Origin of the sequence: Leisingera sp. XS_AS12, assembly GCF_041224635.1 — a bacterium.
Taxonomy (GTDB): domain Bacteria; phylum Pseudomonadota; class Alphaproteobacteria; order Rhodobacterales; family Rhodobacteraceae; genus Leisingera.
Genome location: NZ_JBGFGM010000100.1, coordinates 1 through 16,220, shown reverse-complemented (window position 1 = coordinate 16,220; position 16,220 = coordinate 1). Strand labels below are relative to the sequence as shown.

14 protein-coding genes are annotated in these 16,220 nt (G+C 66.7%); 2 read left to right on the top strand and 12 right to left on the bottom strand.

The genetic code is table 11. From position 1 onward, the window contains the following. On the bottom strand, positions 1-1,092 hold the full coding sequence (locus tag AB9K35_RS11730; RefSeq protein ID WP_222455873.1) for a UDP-N-acetylglucosamine--N-acetylmuramyl-(pentapeptide) pyrophosphoryl-undecaprenol N-acetylglucosamine transferase: 1,092 nt from the start codon (positions 1,090-1,092) through the stop codon (positions 1-3). Positions 1,093-1,261: 169 nt separating this feature from the next. Further along, positions 1,262-2,431, bottom strand: a complete 1,170-nt coding sequence (ftsW, locus tag AB9K35_RS11725) for a putative lipid II flippase FtsW (protein ID WP_369926276.1) — start codon at positions 2,429-2,431, stop codon at positions 1,262-1,264. A gap of 183 nt (positions 2,432-2,614) precedes the next feature. On the opposite strand from ftsW, the gene AB9K35_RS11720 reads away from it, so the two are divergent. Beyond that, complete coding sequence (locus AB9K35_RS11720; RefSeq protein WP_369926274.1) at positions 2,615-3,796, top strand: NAD(P)/FAD-dependent oxidoreductase; 1,182 nt, start codon at positions 2,615-2,617, stop codon at positions 3,794-3,796. Positions 3,797-3,886: 90 nt separating this feature from the next. Here AB9K35_RS11720 and murD read toward each other — a convergent pair whose 3' ends face one another. The 10 genes from murD to AB9K35_RS11670 form a co-directional block, all read right to left on the bottom strand. Then, complete coding sequence (gene murD / locus AB9K35_RS11715; RefSeq protein WP_369926272.1) at positions 3,887-5,284, bottom strand: UDP-N-acetylmuramoyl-L-alanine--D-glutamate ligase; 1,398 nt, start codon at positions 5,282-5,284, stop codon at positions 3,887-3,889. A 450-nt stretch (positions 5,285-5,734) separates the two neighbouring features. Next, positions 5,735-6,817, bottom strand: coding sequence for a phospho-N-acetylmuramoyl-pentapeptide-transferase (gene mraY, locus AB9K35_RS11710; RefSeq protein WP_222455869.1), 1,083 nt, complete (start codon positions 6,815-6,817; stop codon positions 5,735-5,737). A 19-nt stretch (positions 6,818-6,836) separates the two neighbouring features. Beyond that, positions 6,837-8,243: a UDP-N-acetylmuramoyl-tripeptide--D-alanyl-D-alanine ligase gene (murF, locus tag AB9K35_RS11705; protein ID WP_369926270.1), complete on the bottom strand. Its 1,407-nt coding sequence runs from the start codon at positions 8,241-8,243 to the stop codon at positions 6,837-6,839. After that, positions 8,240-9,739: a UDP-N-acetylmuramoyl-L-alanyl-D-glutamate--2,6-diaminopimelate ligase gene (locus tag AB9K35_RS11700; protein ID WP_222455867.1), complete on the bottom strand. Its 1,500-nt coding sequence runs from the start codon at positions 9,737-9,739 to the stop codon at positions 8,240-8,242. The genes murF and AB9K35_RS11700 overlap by 4 nt, the downstream gene beginning before the upstream one ends. Before the next feature lie 20 nt (positions 9,740-9,759). Beyond that, positions 9,760-11,547, bottom strand: a complete 1,788-nt coding sequence (locus AB9K35_RS11695) for a penicillin-binding protein 2 (RefSeq protein WP_222455866.1) — start codon at positions 11,545-11,547, stop codon at positions 9,760-9,762. Then, on the bottom strand, positions 11,544-11,903 hold the full coding sequence (locus tag AB9K35_RS11690; RefSeq protein ID WP_369926268.1) for a cell division protein FtsL: 360 nt from the start codon (positions 11,901-11,903) through the stop codon (positions 11,544-11,546). The genes AB9K35_RS11695 and AB9K35_RS11690 overlap by 4 nt, the downstream gene beginning before the upstream one ends. After that, entirely contained in the window at positions 11,900-12,895 is a 996-nt protein-coding gene (gene rsmH / locus AB9K35_RS11685) for a 16S rRNA (cytosine(1402)-N(4))-methyltransferase RsmH (protein ID WP_369926266.1), read from the bottom strand. The genes AB9K35_RS11690 and rsmH overlap by 4 nt, the downstream gene beginning before the upstream one ends. A gap of 3 nt (positions 12,896-12,898) precedes the next feature. Then, on the bottom strand, positions 12,899-13,402 hold the full coding sequence (mraZ, locus tag AB9K35_RS11680) for a division/cell wall cluster transcriptional repressor MraZ (RefSeq protein ID WP_222455863.1): 504 nt from the start codon (positions 13,400-13,402) through the stop codon (positions 12,899-12,901). A gap of 410 nt (positions 13,403-13,812) precedes the next feature. Further along, positions 13,813-14,154: a hypothetical protein gene (locus AB9K35_RS11675; protein ID WP_369926262.1), complete on the bottom strand. Its 342-nt coding sequence runs from the start codon at positions 14,152-14,154 to the stop codon at positions 13,813-13,815. 123 nt (positions 14,155-14,277) lie between these two features. Beyond that, positions 14,278-15,342 carry a P-loop NTPase gene (locus tag AB9K35_RS11670; RefSeq protein ID WP_369926260.1) on the bottom strand — a complete coding sequence of 355 codons (1,065 nt, stop codon included), beginning with the start codon at positions 15,340-15,342 and terminating at the stop codon, positions 14,278-14,280. A 351-nt stretch (positions 15,343-15,693) separates the two neighbouring features. On the opposite strand from AB9K35_RS11670, the gene AB9K35_RS11665 reads away from it, so the two are divergent. Then, on the top strand, positions 15,694-15,903 hold the full coding sequence (locus tag AB9K35_RS11665) for a DUF1127 domain-containing protein (RefSeq protein ID WP_222455861.1): 210 nt from the start codon (positions 15,694-15,696) through the stop codon (positions 15,901-15,903). Positions 15,904-16,220: the final 317 nt, after the last annotated feature.

Genomic DNA, 16,220 nt, shown 5'->3' with positions numbered 1-16,220 from the left:
TTATCCTTCCTGTGCCAGTTGCTCCACCAGTGCCGCCAGACGGTCGGTGGCATCGGGGATTCCGGCGTTCAGTGCAGCGGTCGCCATCTGGGTGGCGGCCTGCGGGTTACTCAGAATTGCGCCCATATGCTCCGCCAGCACCGAAACATCAAGCGCGCTTTCGGGGATCACCACCGCCGCATCCGCCGCGGCCAGACCGCGGGCATTGGCGCTTTGGTGGTCGCCGGCGGCGGCCGCAAAGGGGATCAGGATCGAGGGGCGCCCGATCACCGAAATATCTGCAACCGAGGACGCGCCCGCGCGCGAAATCACCAGCTGCGCCTCCGACATGCGGGCAGGCACATCGTGAAAGAACGGCTGCACATCGGCATTGATGCCATGCTCGGCGTAAAAGGCGGCAACCCGCTCCTGGTCCTCGGCGCGGGCCTGGTGCGACACCCGCAGATGCTGCCGGATCGCCTCGGGCAGCGCGGCAACCGCGCCCGGTACCACGTCCGACAGGATGCGCGCGCCCTGGCTGCCGCCCATCACCAGAAGCGACATCGGGTAGTCGCCCGGCGGAATATAGGCCGCGCCCGCGCGCTCCATCACCGCCTGGCGCACCGGGTTGCCCACATGCTCGTGCGGCACCCCCTCGGGCAGGTCGGTGGGCCAGGTGCCGCAGGCGACCCCCTGCACGCGCTTGGCAAAGAGCTGGTTCACCCGGCCCAGCACGCCGTTCTGCTCATGGATCATCCGCGGCAGCTTCAGCAACGTCGCCGCCCCCAGCGCCGGGATCGACGGATAACCGCCAAAGCCCACCACCGCATCCGGGCGCTCGCGCCGCATCTGCATCATCATCGACAGCACGCCGCCCGCGATCTTCGGCCCGACCATCGCCTTGGCCAGCAATCCGCCGCGGGCAAAGGTGGCCGAGGAAACCTGGCTGATTTCCACCGTGTGGGGAAAGCCGCCGGTATAGCGCGCGCCGCGCGCGTCCGTCGACAGTTTCACCCGCCAGCCGCGCGCCAGCATCCGTTCTGCCAGCGCCTGCGCGGGGAACATGTGGCCGCCGGTACCGCCTGCGGCCATCAAAAGCAGTTTCTGTGCCATCGGTCCTGAAATCTTCCTGTCTTCTATGCAACTGCCAACGCAGACAGCACCTCGTCGGTTTCAATCGGCCCCGCCCGGCCGCAGCCCAAGCCGCGCCGACCGGCTGGGCGGCGCGGCCCTTGTTACGTGTGCCGCGTCACGTGTACCGCAACGCCCCGCGCACCTCGGATCAGCCGCGGCCGCGCCCGTTCAGGTAATCGGCAATGCCGCCCTGCGGCCGCGTGCGGGTAAAGGCCAGCAACATGCCCACCGCGATGCCGGTGGCAATCAGCGACGAGCCGCCGTAGCTGACAAACGGCAGCGTCATCCCCTTGGCCGGCAACAGCCGCACCGCGACGCCCATGTTGATCATCGCCTGCACGCCCAACATGCAGACCAGCCCGGTGCCCGCCAGCCGGATGAAGGTATCGCGCTCGCGCATCAGCCGCAGCAGCGAGCGCACCACGATCAGCGCGTAAAGCACGATCAGCACCGCCACCAGCACCAGCCCGTATTCCTCGGCGGCAACGGCGATGATGAAATCGGTATGCGCATCCGGCAGCGACCATTTCACCTGGCCCTCGCCGACGCCGACCCCGAACAGCCCGCCCTCGCGGATCGCGTTGGTGGCATAGCCCAGCTGGGTGGTGGGATCGATGTCAGGATTCAGGTAGCCATCAATGCGGCGCGCAAAATGTTCCGAGCTGTTGTAGGCAAAGATGCCCCCCAGCACCACCACCGCCGCCATGCAGACAAGCAGGATCATCGGCGCCCCGGCGACGAAATACATCACCCCCCAGCCGAACAGCACCAGGCTGGCCTGGCCGAAGTCCGGTTGCAGCACCAGCATCATCACCACCGCCATGCACAGGCCGAACGACATCAGCGTGCCCGGCGGGCCGTTGATCTGCTGGCTTGCCGCGATCATCCAGGCCGCGACCACGATGAACCCCGGCTTCAGGAACTCCGACGGCTGGATCGAGGCAAAGCCGAGCGAGTACCAGCGCACCGCCCCCTTGCCGAAATCGGTGCCGAAGATCGGCAGGAAGGCCAGCGCCACGAAGGCCACGGCAAAGCCCAGCACCGCCAGCCGCCGCACCAGCGTCGGCGACATCACCGAGGTCACCAGCATCGCCGCCAGCGCGGTCACGCCGAACACCAGCTGCCGCTGCACATAATGGAAACTGCCGAATCCATTGCGCTCTGCCAGCGGCACCGAGGCCGCCAGACCGAGCAGCAACCCGATCACGAACAGCATCAGGATGCAGGACACCGTCCATTTATCCAGCGTCCGCCACCATTTCGGAAGAATCGGCTCGCCTGCCTGCACGGGAACCGCGCCATAGACCATCTCAGTCATGGGAATACCGCCACTATATGCCTCGTTGTGCCCCATGCGGGGCCTGCCCTGCCCCGTTTTCGGGGTCTGTTGCAGGAATGCTAACCCGAAAGAGTATTTTTTGCCACCCGCTTTACCTTCTGTTGCGCGGGTTTTCGCACATGGCAGCTTGCGCCGTTGCCGCATCCGTGGTCGATGCGCGCCATGCAGATAAGAACCCTGATTCTCGGCGCCGGCGCGGCTGGCATGATGTGCGCGCGCCATACCGGCGGCAGCACGCTGGTGATCGACCACGCCAAGGCGCCGGGCGAGAAGATTCGCATCTCCGGCGGTGGCCGCTGCAACTTCACCAACATGTATGCCGGGCCCGCCAACTACCTGTCGCAGAACCCGCATTTCTGCAAATCGGCGCTGGCGCGCTACACCCAGTGGGACTTCATCGAGCTGGTCAGCCGCCACGGCATCGCCTGGCACGAAAAGACCCTGGGCCAGCTGTTCTGCGACGGCTCGGCCAAGCAGATCATCGCCCTCCTGGTGGATGAGCTGCGCGCCGCCGGGGCGGACCTCTGGCTGCAGACCTCGGTCGAAAGCGTCGAGCGCACCGCCAGCGGTTTTCGCGTCACCCTGCTGCGCGAGGGCAAGCGCCAGGCGGTTTCCTGCCGCAATCTGGTGCTGGCCACGGGCGGCAAATCGATCCCCAAGATGGGCGCCACCGGGCTGGCCTATGATCTCGCCCGCCAGTTCGAACTGCCCCTTACCGAAACCCGCCCGGCGCTGGTGCCCTTCACCTTTCCCGATGGCCGCTTCAAGCCGCTGGCCGGGGTTGCCCTGCCCGCGCGGCTCTCCAACGACCGCACCTCCTTTGACGAGGCGCTGCTGTTCACCCACCGAGGCCTCTCCGGGCCGTCGGTGCTGCAACTGTCGTCCTACTGGCGCGAGGGCGAAGCGATCACCGTCAACCTGTTTCCCGACACACCGCTGTTCGACCGCCTGCGCGAACAGCGCCAGGCCGGGGGGGGCCGCGATCTGACAACCGAACTGTCACGCCACCTGCCCGCCAAGCTGGTGGATTTCCTGACACCGGTACTGGCGCTCAAGGGGCGACTGGCCGACCAGTCCGATGCCGCGCTCCGGACCCTCTGCGAGTCGCTCGAGAACTGGCAATTGCTGCCCGCAGGCACCGAGGGCTACCGCACGGCAGAGGTGACGCTGGGCGGCATCGACACCGATGCGCTGTCCTCCAAGACGATGGAAGCCAAATCCGTGCCCGGTCTCTACGCCATCGGCGAAGCCGTCGATGTGACCGGCTGGCTGGGCGGCTACAACTTCCAGTGGGCCTGGTCGTCCGGTTTCGCTGCCGGCACCGCGATTGCCGCCACCGGCTGATCCTTCACAGGGGCCGATTCCGCGCGGTGTCCGCCCGGATCGGCCCAGATCCCCCCGGATCGACCTGACGCGGAACCTGCGCCGCGCCTTCTAGCCGAGACGCCCGCGCACCTGCGCGATGAAATCCTCGCCGCGCTGTTCGAAATTGTCATACTGGTCAAAGCTGGCTGCGGCCGGGGCCAGCAGAACCGTGTCGCCCGGCTGCGCCTCGGCCATCGCCCGCTCCACCGCGGCGGCCATGGTGGTGCAGACCTCGGCCTCCACGTCCAGCTGCATGGCAAAACCGGCCGCCTCGCGCCCGATCACATAGGCCTTGGTCACATTCGCGGTCTGCCCGGCGAGCCCGTCAAGGCCGCCGTCCTTCTCGAGGCCACCACAGATCCAGCGGATGTTCCTGAACGCGCTCAGCGCCTTGGCAGCGCTGTCCACATTGGTCGCCTTGCTGTCATTGACATAGCGCACGCCCGCCGCCTCGGCGATGGTCTGGCTGCGGTGCGGCAGGCCGGGGAAAGTCGCCATCGCATCGCCGATCAGCCGCGGCGCCAGCCCCAGCGTGCGCGCCGCTGCATAGGCCGCACAGGCGTTCTGATGGTTATGCGCCCCCGGCAGCCCCTGCATCTCGCGCAGATCGATCGAGGCCGCCTGCCGCCCCTTGCGATACTCCGACAGGAACCCCTTGCGGGCAAACACCTGCCAGCCCGGCCCGGTCAGCTTCTGCGCGGCCGAGATGCGGATCACCCGGTCATCGCTCAGGCTTTCGGAGAGCTGCCCGGCCAGGAACAGCCCCTCGTCCTCGTCGACGCCGATCACCGCGCGGTCGGGACCGCCTTCGGCAAACAGGCGGCGCTTGGCGGCGAAATAGCCGCCCATACCGCCATGCCGGTCGAGGTGATCGGGGCTGAGGTTGGTGAAGACCGCCACATCCGGCGTCAGCGCCCGCGCCAGCTCGGTCTGATAGCTCGACAGCTCCAGCACCACCACGCCGCCATTGCCCGGCGGGTCGATGTCCAGCACTCCGCGACCGATATTGCCCGCCAGCTGGCTCTCGCGGCCCGCCTCCTGCAGGATATGGTGCAGCAGCGCCACCGTGGTCGACTTGCCGTTTGACCCGGTCACCGCCACCACCCGCGGCGGCTGGTCGTGCATCTGCCACTCGGCATCCGCAAAGGAGCGGAAGAACAGGCCGATGTCATTGTCCACCGGCACCCCCGCCGCGAGGGCTGCCCGGATCACCGGGTTGGGCTTGGGGTAGAGATGCGGGATACCGGGTGACGTCACCAGCGCGGCGATCTCGTCGAAGGCGCCCGACTTGTGCAGGTCGCGACAGGTGAAGCCCTCGGCCTCGGCCGCCTCGCGCGCCGCCGGGTTGTCGTCCCAGCAGATCGCCTCTGCGCCGCCCGCCCGCAAGGCCCGCGCCGTTGCCAGGCCCGAGCGCCCCAGCCCCAGCACCGCCACGTTTGCGCCTTCAAAACCTCTGACCGGGATCATCGCTTGCCCTTTCGCACGATCACTCTTTGCGCCGTACCCTGTACCGCAGCGAAGGAGATTTGCAAGCCATCACGGCAGCGCCTGTCCGCCCCCATGGGCGGGCCCTTTGCGTCCGCCCGCGGACGGGCACCGACCCAGGACACAAGTGTTGCGCACCCGGCGCACGCTGCCCTCATGCGATCTTCACCCGCCCGCTCTAGGGTCAATGCGTTGCAACGAGAAGACCAGGAGACCGGCCCCCTCAGACCACCTCCTCATTGGGTGCAGGGCGGGTCCGCAACAGGCCGATAGACGGACATGACCGCTGACACCGGTCATCCGATGCTCCGCCCTTTGGCGGCGCCGCCTTCCTTGCAAAACAAAACCGCGCCCAGCATCAGCCCGGCGCGGTTGCCATGAAAGCAGACAGGACAGCCCCGCCGCCTTGGCCGGGCTGCAAAGCGGCGCGGCTCAGCGCACCTTCAGCGTCGCCAGACCGATCATCGCCAGGATCAGCGAGATGATCCAGAAGCGGATCACAATGGTCGGCTCGGCCCAGCCCTTCTTCTCGTAGTGGTGGTGAATCGGCGCCATCAGGAAGACCCGCCGCCCGGTGCGCTTGTAATACAGCACCTGGATGATCACCGACAGCGCCTCGACCACGAACAGGCCGCCGACGATCGCCAGCACCAGCTCGTGCTTGGTGGCCACCGCGATCGCCCCTAGCGCGCCGCCCAGGGCCAGCGAGCCGGTGTCGCCCATGAACACCGCCGCAGGCGGCGCGTTGTACCAAAGGAAGCCCAGGCCAGCGCCGAACAGCGCCGAGGTGAAGATCAGGATTTCACCGGTGCCCGGCACGTAATGCACGTCCAGATACTCGGTAAAGTCGACGCGCCCCACCGCATAGGCGATGACGCCCAGCGTCCCGGCCGCAATCATCGACGGCATGATCGCCAGCCCGTCCAGACCGTCGGTCAGGTTCACCGCATTGGCCGAGCCGACGATGACGCAGATCGCAAACGGCACGTAGAAGATGCCAAGGTTGATGAGCGTGTCCTTGAACACCGGCAGCGCCAGCTGATTCTGCAACGGCGCCGGGTGATAGGCCGCCGCCCACAGCGCTGCGGTGACGGCGATCAGCACGCCCAGCAGCAGCCGCACCTTGCCCGGCACCCCCTTGGTGTTCTGTTTCGACACCTTGGCATAATCATCGGCAAAGCCGATCAGGCCATAGGCCAGCGTCACGAACAGCACCATCCAGACAAAGGGGTTGTCCCAGCGTGCCCAGATCAGGGTCGCGGTCAGCAGCGCGCCGACGATCAGCAGCCCGCCCATGGTGGGCGTGCCCGCCTTCGACAGATGCGCCTCCGGCCCGTCGTCGCGGATCGGCTGCCCCTTGCCCTGGCGCTTGCGCAGCACGTTGATCAGCGGCTTGCCAAACAGAAAGCCAAAGATCAGCGCGGTCAGAAAGGCGCCGCCTGCGCGGAATGTGATATAGCGGAAGAGGTTGAAGAAATCTCCCCCGTCCGACAAAGCGGTCAGCCAATAGAGCATGCGGCCCGTCCCCCGATCCTTACGGTTTTTCAGAATTGCGGCCGGATTGGCCCATTTCGCGGATGCCGTCAACGATCTTGGCCAGCGCCATGCTCAATGACCCCTTGGCCAGCACGATATCGCCCGCCGCGATGCTGTCCTGCAACGCGGGCACCGCCTCGGCGCTGGTCGCGTACCAGCCGCCCCGCTTGTCCGCGGGCAGCGCATCATGCAGCGCCCGCATCAAGGGACCGATGCAGTGAATCCGGTCGATCTCCTGCACCGCGTCCAGCTGCGCCAGATCCGCATGCAGCGCCAGCTCCTGCGGGCCCAGTTCCTTCATGTCGCCGAGCCAGGCCAGCTTGCGCCCGCTGCCCTGCACCGGCGTCGCCGCCAGCACCGCCAGCGCCGCCGCGACCGAGGTCGGGTTGGCGTTGTAGCTGTCGTCCAGAAGGGTCACCGCGCCGCCGTCCAGCCGGATCGTCTCGCGCACGCCGCGGCCTTTGACAGGCGACCACAACGACAGGCTTTGTGCGGCCTTTTCGACATCCCCCCCCAGCGCCTCGACGCATGCCAGCGCGCCCAGGGCGTTCATCGCAAAATGCGCGCCAAGTGACTGGATATGCAGATCGATCTCGCGCCCCGAAACCGTGACCTGGGCAAGGGTTTCCGCTCCCTTGATCGCCGCCGAGCGCAATTGATACGCCGCCGCCGTCTCGCCGAACCAGCGGGCCTCGGCACCCAGATCCGCCGCCACCCGGGCCAGCACGGGCGCCTCGGCGATATCGGCATTCAGCACCGCCACGCCACCCGGCTCCAGCCCTTCCATGATGGCGGCCTTCTCGCGGGCGATGCCCGCCACGTCGTCAAAGGCCTCCAGGTGCACCGCCGCCACGGTGGTGACCATTGCCACATGCGGACGGGCCTGTTTCGACAGCGGCGCGATCTCACCGGGGTGGTTCATGCCGATCTCGATCACCGCATAATCGGTGTCCCGCGGCATCCGCGCCAGCGTCAGCGGCACGCCCCAGTGGTTGTTGTAACTGGCCACCGCCGCATGGGTGCGGCCCTGATCGGACAGCATACGCGCCAGCATCTCCTTGGTCGAGGTCTTGCCGACCGAGCCGGTGACCGCCACCACCCGCGCCTGCGTGCGCGCCCGCGCGGCGCGGCCCAGGGCCTCCAGCCCCTTCTGCACGTCCTCGACGATCAGCAGCGGCGCCTCTGCCGACACGCCGTCCGGCACGCGCGAAACCAGCGCCGCCCCGGCGCCCTTCTCCAGCGCCTGCGCGACAAAATCATGCCCGTCGCGCGCCGCGGTCAGCGCCACGAACAGATCACCGGGCTGGATGGTGCGGGTGTCGATCGACAGGCCAGAGACCTGCCACTCCCCCTGTGTCTGCCCGCCGGTTGCGGCGGCGGCCTCTGCTGCGGTCCACAGGCTCATGCCAGCCTCCCGTCCAATGCGGCCACGGCGATGCTGGCCTGTTCCACGTCATCAAAGGGCAGCACCGTGTCACCCACGGTCTGGCCGGTCTCATGGCCCTTGCCGCAGATGATCAGCGCGTCACCCGGCCCCAGCATATCCGCCCCGCGCAGGATCGCCTCGGCGCGGTCGCCGACCTCGATGCAATCGGGCGCACCGGCCTTGACCGCGGCGCGGATCGCCGCCGGATCCTCGCTGCGCGGGTTGTCATCCGTCACGATGACCACATCAGCGTTCTCATGCGCCGCCTGCCCCATCAAGGGCCGTTTCGAGGTATCACGGTCGCCGCCTGCGCCGACGATGGCAATCAGGCGCCCCAGGACATGCGGGCGCAGCGCCTTGATGGCGCTGGCCACCGCATCCGGGGTGTGGGCGTAGTCCACGAACACTGCCGAGCCATTGTCGCGCTCGGCCGCCAGCTGCATCCGGCCGCGCACGGTGGTCAGATGCGGCAGGGTCTCGAACACCCGCTCGGGATCCTCGCCGCCGGCAATCACCAGCCCACAGGCGAGCAGGATGTTTTCCGCCTGGAAGCCGCCGATCAGGTTCAGCCGCACCTGGTACGGCTTGTCATGCCAGGCAAAGCGCATGTCCTGCCCGGTGCCGTCATAGCGCAGCCCCATCAGGCTGAGATCGCCAAGGCCGCGGCCGACGCTGATGATCTCCTGGCCGCGCGCCGCCGCCACCGCGCGCATCTCGGCACCGCGGGGATCGTCCATGTTGATGACCGCCACGCCCTCGTCCGGAAGCACCCGGCGGAACAGCCCGGCTTTGGCGGCGAAATAGGCGTCGAAGGTCTCGTGGTAGTCGAGGTGATCCTGGGTGAAATTGGTAAACCCCGCCGCCGCCAGCTGGACCCCGTCCAGACGGCGCTGGTCGAGCCCGTGCGATGAGGCCTCCATCGCCGCATGGGTCACGCCCTCGGCGGCAGCGGCGGCCAGGGCCCGGTGCAGGGTGATGGGTTCCGGCGTGGTATGGGCCAGCGGGTAACTCCAGGCGCCCTCGATTCCAGTGGTGCCCATGTTGACCGCCTGGTGGCCCAGCTCCATCCAGATCTGGCGCACAAAGGTTGCAACGGAGGTCTTGCCGTTGGTGCCGGTCACCGCGACGACCGTCTGCGGCTGGCCGCCGAACCACAGTGCGGCGGCATAGGCCAGCGTCTGGCGCGGGTCCTCGACCACCACCAGCGCGGCATGGCTGTCGGCCAGCACCCGCGCGGCGATCTCGGCTCCGGCGGCATCGGTCAGCACCGCGACCGCGCCCTTCTCCAGCGCTGCGGGAATGAACTTGGCGCCATGAACCTGGCTGCCGGGCAAGGCCGCGAACAGGTAGCCTGCCCGCACCTCGCGGCTGTCCACCGCGAGGCCGCTGATCTGCGGATCCGCCCCGCCACGCGCCGTCAGACCCAGCTGGCTGAGCGGCTGCGGCTCCGGGGTACTACTGTTGCTGCTGCTCATGGCCGGGTCCCTACCGAGGTCTAGTTCGAGGTGAGGGTTATACCAGCCATCTCGATGGGTTCAACTTGCGGACGCAGCCCGAGCAAAGGTGCGACCCGCCCGATCATCTCGGCCGCCACCGGCGTCGCCGTCCAGCCCGCGGTGCGGCGCGGCTTGCCGTGGGCGATCACCTCCGGCTCATCCAGGGTCACCACCAGAACGTATTTCGGGTCATGGGCCGGGAACATCGCGGCAAAGGTGGCAATCACCTTGTCCTCGTAATAGCCGCCCTGCGGCTTGGGCTTGTCGGCGGTGCCGGTCTTGCCGCCCACCTGATAGCCGGGCACCTCGGCAAAGGAGGCGGTGCCGCTGGTCACCACCTTGCGCAGCATGGCGCGGGACTGGCGCGCGGCTTCCTCGGACATCACCCGCTGACCTTCCTGCGGCCCGTCCTGGCGCAGAATCGTCGGTTTCACGTAGCGCCCGCCGTTGGCGATCGCCGCATAGCCCGCCGCCAGATGCATCGGGCTGGCGGACAAGCCGTGACCATAGGAAATGGTGACGGTGCTGAGATCCCCCCACTTGCGCGGCGTCAACGGGCGGCCACCTGCGGCTTCGGCGATTTCAATCGGGGTCGGCTCGAACATGCCGAGCGCCCGCAGGAAGTCCTGCTGGCGCAGGGCCCCGATCTGCAGCGCCAGGCGGCCGGTGCCGCGGTTGGAGCTGTTGACGATCACATCCGCAAGGCTCAGCTCGCCAAAGTTCTTGTGGTTGAACTCGCCGATCGGAAAGCGGCCGATGCGCATCGGGCCGGACGCGTCGATCATGGTCTCGGAGTTCGCAAGGCCAAGGTCGACCGCCTGCGCGGCGGTGAAGATCTTGAAGGCGGAGCCCAGTTCGTACACCCCCTGCACCGCGCGGTTGAACAGCGGGCTGACCGAGGGATCAAACCCCGAGGTCGGCGGCCGCGGCCGGTCGTTCGGGTCGAAATCCGGCAGCGACACCACCGAGATCACCTCGCCGGTGTGCACATCCATCAGGATCGAGGTGGCGCCCTTGGCGTTCATCAACTTCATGCCACCGTAGAGCACCCGCTCGGCTGCCGCCTGCACGGTCAGATCCAGCGACAGCTGCAACGGCTTGCCGCCGTTGGCGGGGTCGCGCAGGTAGCTGTCGAACTGCTTTTCCACCCCGGCGACGCCGATCACCTCGGCGGCATTGACGCCTTCCTTGCCGAAACCGGCCCCGCCCAGCACATGGGCGGCGAGGCTGCCATTGGGATAAAGCCGCATCTCGCGCGGGCCGAACAGAAGGCCGGGGTCGCCGATGTCATGCACCGCCTGCTGCTGCTCGGGGCTGATCTTCTTCTTTATCCACAGAAACTTGCGCTTCCCCGTGAAATCCTCGATCAGCTCGTCGCGATCAAGGTCGGGGAAGATCTCCACCAGCTTTTCGGCGGCCCCGACGGGATCGACCATCTGCGGCGGCTGGGCATAGAGCGAATGGGTCTCGAAGTTGGTTGCCAGCAGCCGACCCTTGCGGTCGACGATGTCGGCGCGCTGCATGGCGATGGCACTGCCCGGCACGCTGGCGACCGGCTCGGCCGGTTCGGACAAGGCGGTGATGCCCATGCGGGCACCGATGGTGGCGAAGGCAAAGACGAACAGCGCCCCCATGACCAGAAGCCGCCCCTCGGAGCGCTGACGGGCCTGCACCTGCATCTCCTGGTGGCGCAGGGTGATGTTTTCCTGTTCGATCCGGTCAGGGTTCTCCCCCACTGCGCGAGCGTGCAGAATCCGGGCCAGCGGGCGCAGCGGAGTGCGGATCATGGGTGTCCTCCTGCGGCGGCGGCATTCAGGCCCGAGACCTCGATGCCATTGCTGAGGTCCAGCTCAGGCGGCACCGGGTAGGAGACCTCGTCCACCCGGCCAAACTGGTCCGGGCGCAGCGGCAGCAACCCCAGGCGATCAAAGTTCAGCTCGGCCAGGTCCCGCAGCCGCTCCGGCCGGTTGAGATAGGCCCATTCCGCCCGCAGAACCCCCAGCCGCACCTTGGCGGCACCGATCTGCTGGCGCAGGGCGCGGGTTTCCTTCAGCACCTCCTGAGTGGCGTAATTCTCGCGGTAGGCCCAGAAAGCCAACGCCAGAACGGTCAGGCAGGTGGCGACATAAAGCAGGGTTTTCATCGACCGTTGCCCTCCTTCAGTTGTGGCATGCCCAGTTCCTTGGCCGAGATCGGCCCCGGCGCGGCCGCGGTGCGGCGTCCGACCCGCAGGCGGGCGCTGCGGCTGCGCGGGTTCTCTGCCAGTTCCTGATCATCGGGACCGACGGCCTTGCGGGTGACCAGCTCGAATTGCGCGGGGGCTTCGGCCTGCTCGGGCGCGTAACGGTTGGCGCGACCGGTCTTGCCCGCGCGATGCTGGAAGAAACGTTTCACCATGCGATCCTCGACCGAGTGGAAGGTCACCACGGCCAGAAGCCCGCCCGGCTTCAGCGCCCGCTCGGCGGCCAGCAGACCTTCGAACAACTCCTCGTATTCGGCATTCACCGCGATGCGCAGCCCCTGGAAGCTGCGGGTCGCCGGGTGCGACTGGCCCGGCTTGGGGCGCGGCAGACAGCTTTCGATGATCTTGGCCAGACGCAGCGTGGTGGTGATCGGCTCCACCGTGCGTTCGCGCACGATCGCCTTGGCGATGCGGCGGCTGGCGCGCTCTTCGCCGTAGTGGAACAGGATGTCGGCAATCTGCGCCTCGCTCAGCTCGGCGATCAGATCGGCGGCGGAGGGACCGGATTGTGACATCCGCATGTCCAGCGGGCCGTCCTTCATAAAGGAAAAGCCGCGCTCGGCCAGGTCCAGCTGCATCGAGGAAACGCCGAGGTCGAGCACCACGCCATCGAGATCCTGGGCGTATTCATCCATGCGCGAAAACACACCCGGTTGCAGGATCAGCCGGTCGCCATAGTCTCCCGCCCAGGGTTTCGCGAGTTCGAAGGCAAGCGGGTCGCGGTCGACGCCGATGACCTGTTCGGCCCCGGCCTCCAGCAGGCCACGGGTATAGCCGCCAGCGCCGAAGGTGCCATCCAGCCAGCGCCCCGACACCGGGGCAACCGCCTTGAGCAGCGGACGCAGCAGAACCGGAATATGGGGACCATTGGCAGCTGTCTGGTCCTGAGTCATGTCTTAAATGTCTCCGTCGCCATCAAGGAATTGCATCGGATCGAAGTCTTCCGGCAGTTCCTCCATCCACTTCTCGGTCTGGGCCAGCTCTTCTTCCTCGTAGGTTTCGGGCTTCCAGATCTGGAAGGTATCCCCCGCCGCGATGAAGAAGGCCTCGCCCTCGAGGCCGATTTTCTGGCGCAGCTTGGCAGGCAGCACCAGGCGGCCGGTCTCATCCACGTTGGTCGGGAAGGACTGACCATGAAACATCCGCTGCAGCATCTTGCGTTGCATGGAGCCGCGCGGCAGGCGGTCGATCTTGGCGTCGACCTCCTCGATTGCCTCTATAGTATAGCACTCCAGGAACTTGCGGCGATGGTCACCGTAGACAATCACCAATTCCGGGTTGCGGTCGGGCTGCCAGTTGGGATCGGATGCCTCCAGCACACGGCGAAAAGAGGCCGGGATTGACACCCGCCCCTTGCTGTCCACCTTGTGGTGGCTTTCGCCTCTGAACCTGCGACCCAATCTACCGTCCTTTTTCGCGCGTCCCTCGCGTTGATCCGTCCCCCAGAATGAAAAGGGGCGGGTTGATCTGCTGCCACTGATCAACCCGCCACCTTGGCCCGCCTTGCGGGATGTCCGACTGCGCGCGCCACCTGGGGGGATGTCTGCTCGCCCGCGCGCCGGATCTCTGTTTTTCGAGGAAAGCGAAGGCCTGTATGAAACCTGCTTTTGTTTTTGTGGTCTGGGGTCGTTTGGCGCCCCGTCCCTCGTTTCCGTCGATGAATTAGGGATACTATGGGAATTGATGGCCCTGCAACCATTTTCTGCCCAAACCCTCTGGACTCTTGCAGAAATTGAAGGAGATTCGCAGCAGAATCTCCCTGATTTTGGCCCCACCTTAGCTTCTGTGGTGCGCAAACTCTCCGCTAACACTACATATAGATCCAAATTGCAGAGAGATATTTTTTCCCATAGTTTCCCGCGATTCCTGATCCCGGCATCGCCGATTCAAGAATGTTCGCGTCATGTTCCGAAACCAGCCCCACATTCGCGGCAAAATCCGCCCTTTTCCACGGTTCAACACCGAGTGATTCGCAACGGCAAGCTGAAAGTGCGCGCGAGATGGCCATGAATTCCCATGCCGCCCATGAATTCCCGCCTGTCCCGTCGTTTCCCAATCTTCCCACGGTTTCCCAGTGGTCCCATGCGCAGCCCTCCGCCGCCGGAAGGGCCAGACCGCCCCGGATCCGGCAGGCGATCCCATCCCGGCCCATTCCGCCTCCCGAAACGGCGGCCCTGTCGGCGCCCACCGGCGGCGCGGGCAACACAAAACGGCCCGCCGAAAGACGGGCCGCTGTGCAGAAATACGAAAGGCAGCCGGGTTGGCCGCGGGGCGATCAGGCCATGCCGCCCTTGACCAGCCCTTCGGCGATCCGGGCGTAGGCCTGGGCCATCGGCCCATCCCCCGCCGCAATCGGGGTGCCACCATCGCCCGCCAGACGGGTTTCGAGATCAATCGGCAGCGCGCCCAGCAGCGGCAGGCCCAGCCCTTCGGCCTCGGCCGCGACACCGCCGTGACCAAAGATGTGATGTTCGCCGCCGCAATCCGGGCAGGTAAAGAAGGACATGTTCTCGATCAGCCCCAGCACCGGGGTCTTCAGCGACTTGAACATGTCCATCGCCTTGCGCGCGTCCAGCAGCGCGACGTCCTGCGGCGTGGAGACGACGATGGCGCCGGTCAGCTCGGCCCGGGTGCACAGCGTCAGCTGCACGTCGCCGGTGCCGGGCGGCAGGTCGACGATCAGCACGTCCAGCTCGCCCCAGTTGACCTGGCCCAGCATCTGCTGCAGCGCGCCCATCAGCATCGGGCCGCGCCAGACCACCGCCTTGCCCTCCTCCAGCATGAAGCCGATCGACATAAGAGTGACGCCATGGGCGTGCAGCGGCTCGATGATCTTGCCGTCAGGGCTGGCCGGGCGGCCCTTGGCCCCCATCATGCGGGGCTGCGAGGGGCCGTAGATGTCGGCGTCCAGCAGGCCGACCTTGCGGCCCTGCCTGGCCAGCGCCACGGCGAGGTTGGAGGCCACGGTGGACTTGCCCACCCCACCCTTGCCCGAGGCCACTGCCAGAATGCGCTTGACCCCCGCCGGTTTCAGCGGCTCCGCCTGCGGCTTGGGGTGGCCGCCGACCTTGAGGCTGGGCGCGGGCTGCTGCGCCGCATGGGCGGTCAGCGCCACCGACACGCCGCTGACCCCCGCCAGCTCCGCCACTGCGGCCTCGGCGGCGCGGCGCAGCGGTTCCATCTGCTTGGCCACCTCGGGGCTGGGCGCCTCGATCACGAAGCTGACCTTGCCGTTCTCGATGCGCAGGGCGCGCAGCATGTCGCGCGACACCAGCGTGCCGCCGTCCGGCAGCTGCAGACGCTCCAGCGCTGCGTAAATCTGTTCCTGGGTGACCGGCATGGCTGCTCTCCTGCTTCTTGACCGACACATATATATGCAGCGAGGCGACGCGATGGAAGCCGCGACGACAGCCCCAGGGCCAGACCGCACAAAGACCTGTCAAGATTGACGCCAGTTCCCCTATGCAATCCCTGCACGCCTGCGCCGAGATCCGCGGCACATCACAAAGGTGATGCCAAAAAATCCGGCACTATCAGAACGGTAGCGGCTTCCACCCATGCATTTGCTGCATAGCGGCATTGACCAGACACGGGATTGTGCGTCCGCAGCATATCCGTAAATTGTATCACAAGAGGCGCCACTGGGGCGCAGGACGAAACGGCCGGACGGCAAGACGAAGGAACCGAAAAGATGGCAGCAGCACAACAGATCACCGCAGTGAAACTGGCGTCGCCTTTTGCTGCACTGGACGGCCTGATGGCGAAATTCGCCCGTTACCGCCTGTACCGCCAGACCGTCAAGGAACTGTCGGAGCTGAGCGGCCGCGAGCTGGCGGACCTGGGCCTGCACCGTTCCGAAATCAAGCGTATCGCCTATCAGGCGGCTTACGAAAACGAATAACAGAGATCAGGCTCTTTCTCCTCCTCCCTTGAAGAGCCTGTACTACGCGGTGGCATCCTCCTCCTCCCTGATGCCGCCGCACCCTATACCGGCCGAAAGCCGGGCTTGGATCACCGGGACCTCCTCCTCCCTTAATCCCGGTGTATGACAGAACGGCGGTGCCCCCTCCTCCTCCCTGGGCGCCGCCGTTTTTGTATTTTCAGACATCCGCGACCCAGCCCCTGCCCGCGCCGGACTGCGCAGGGCAGGCCGCTTTGCGCCAGAGCCTTGCAATGAAGGGCAGCGCGGCAGCGGCGGCGGGCAGCCCTGCTGCCCGC

Excerpts from the sequence above, each read along its gene's own strand:
- AB9K35_RS11730 (WP_222455873.1), bottom strand. The coding sequence starts at position 1,092 with ATGGCACAGAAACTGCTTTTGATGGCCGCAGGCGGTACCGGCGGCCAC.
- ftsW (WP_369926276.1), bottom strand. The coding sequence starts at position 2,431 with ATGACTGAGATGGTCTATGGCGCGGTTCCCGTGCAGGCAGGCGAGCCG.
- AB9K35_RS11720 (WP_369926274.1), top strand. The coding sequence starts at position 2,615 with ATGCAGATAAGAACCCTGATTCTCGGCGCCGGCGCGGCTGGCATGATG.
- murD (WP_369926272.1), bottom strand. The coding sequence starts at position 5,284 with ATGATCCCGGTCAGAGGTTTTGAAGGCGCAAACGTGGCGGTGCTGGGG.
- mraY (WP_222455869.1), bottom strand. The coding sequence starts at position 6,817 with ATGCTCTATTGGCTGACCGCTTTGTCGGACGGGGGAGATTTCTTCAAC.
- murF (WP_369926270.1), bottom strand. The coding sequence starts at position 8,243 with ATGAGCCTGTGGACCGCAGCAGAGGCCGCCGCCGCAACCGGCGGGCAG.
- AB9K35_RS11700 (WP_222455867.1), bottom strand. The coding sequence starts at position 9,739 with ATGAGCAGCAGCAACAGTAGTACCCCGGAGCCGCAGCCGCTCAGCCAG.
- AB9K35_RS11695 (WP_222455866.1), bottom strand. The coding sequence starts at position 11,547 with ATGATCCGCACTCCGCTGCGCCCGCTGGCCCGGATTCTGCACGCTCGC.
- AB9K35_RS11690 (WP_369926268.1), bottom strand. The coding sequence starts at position 11,903 with ATGAAAACCCTGCTTTATGTCGCCACCTGCCTGACCGTTCTGGCGTTG.
- rsmH (WP_369926266.1), bottom strand. The coding sequence starts at position 12,895 with ATGACTCAGGACCAGACAGCTGCCAATGGTCCCCATATTCCGGTTCTG.
- AB9K35_RS11675 (WP_369926262.1), bottom strand. The coding sequence starts at position 14,154 with ATGGGCCGGGATGGGATCGCCTGCCGGATCCGGGGCGGTCTGGCCCTT.
- AB9K35_RS11670 (WP_369926260.1), bottom strand. The coding sequence starts at position 15,342 with ATGCCGGTCACCCAGGAACAGATTTACGCAGCGCTGGAGCGTCTGCAG.
- AB9K35_RS11665 (WP_222455861.1), top strand. The coding sequence starts at position 15,694 with ATGGCAGCAGCACAACAGATCACCGCAGTGAAACTGGCGTCGCCTTTT.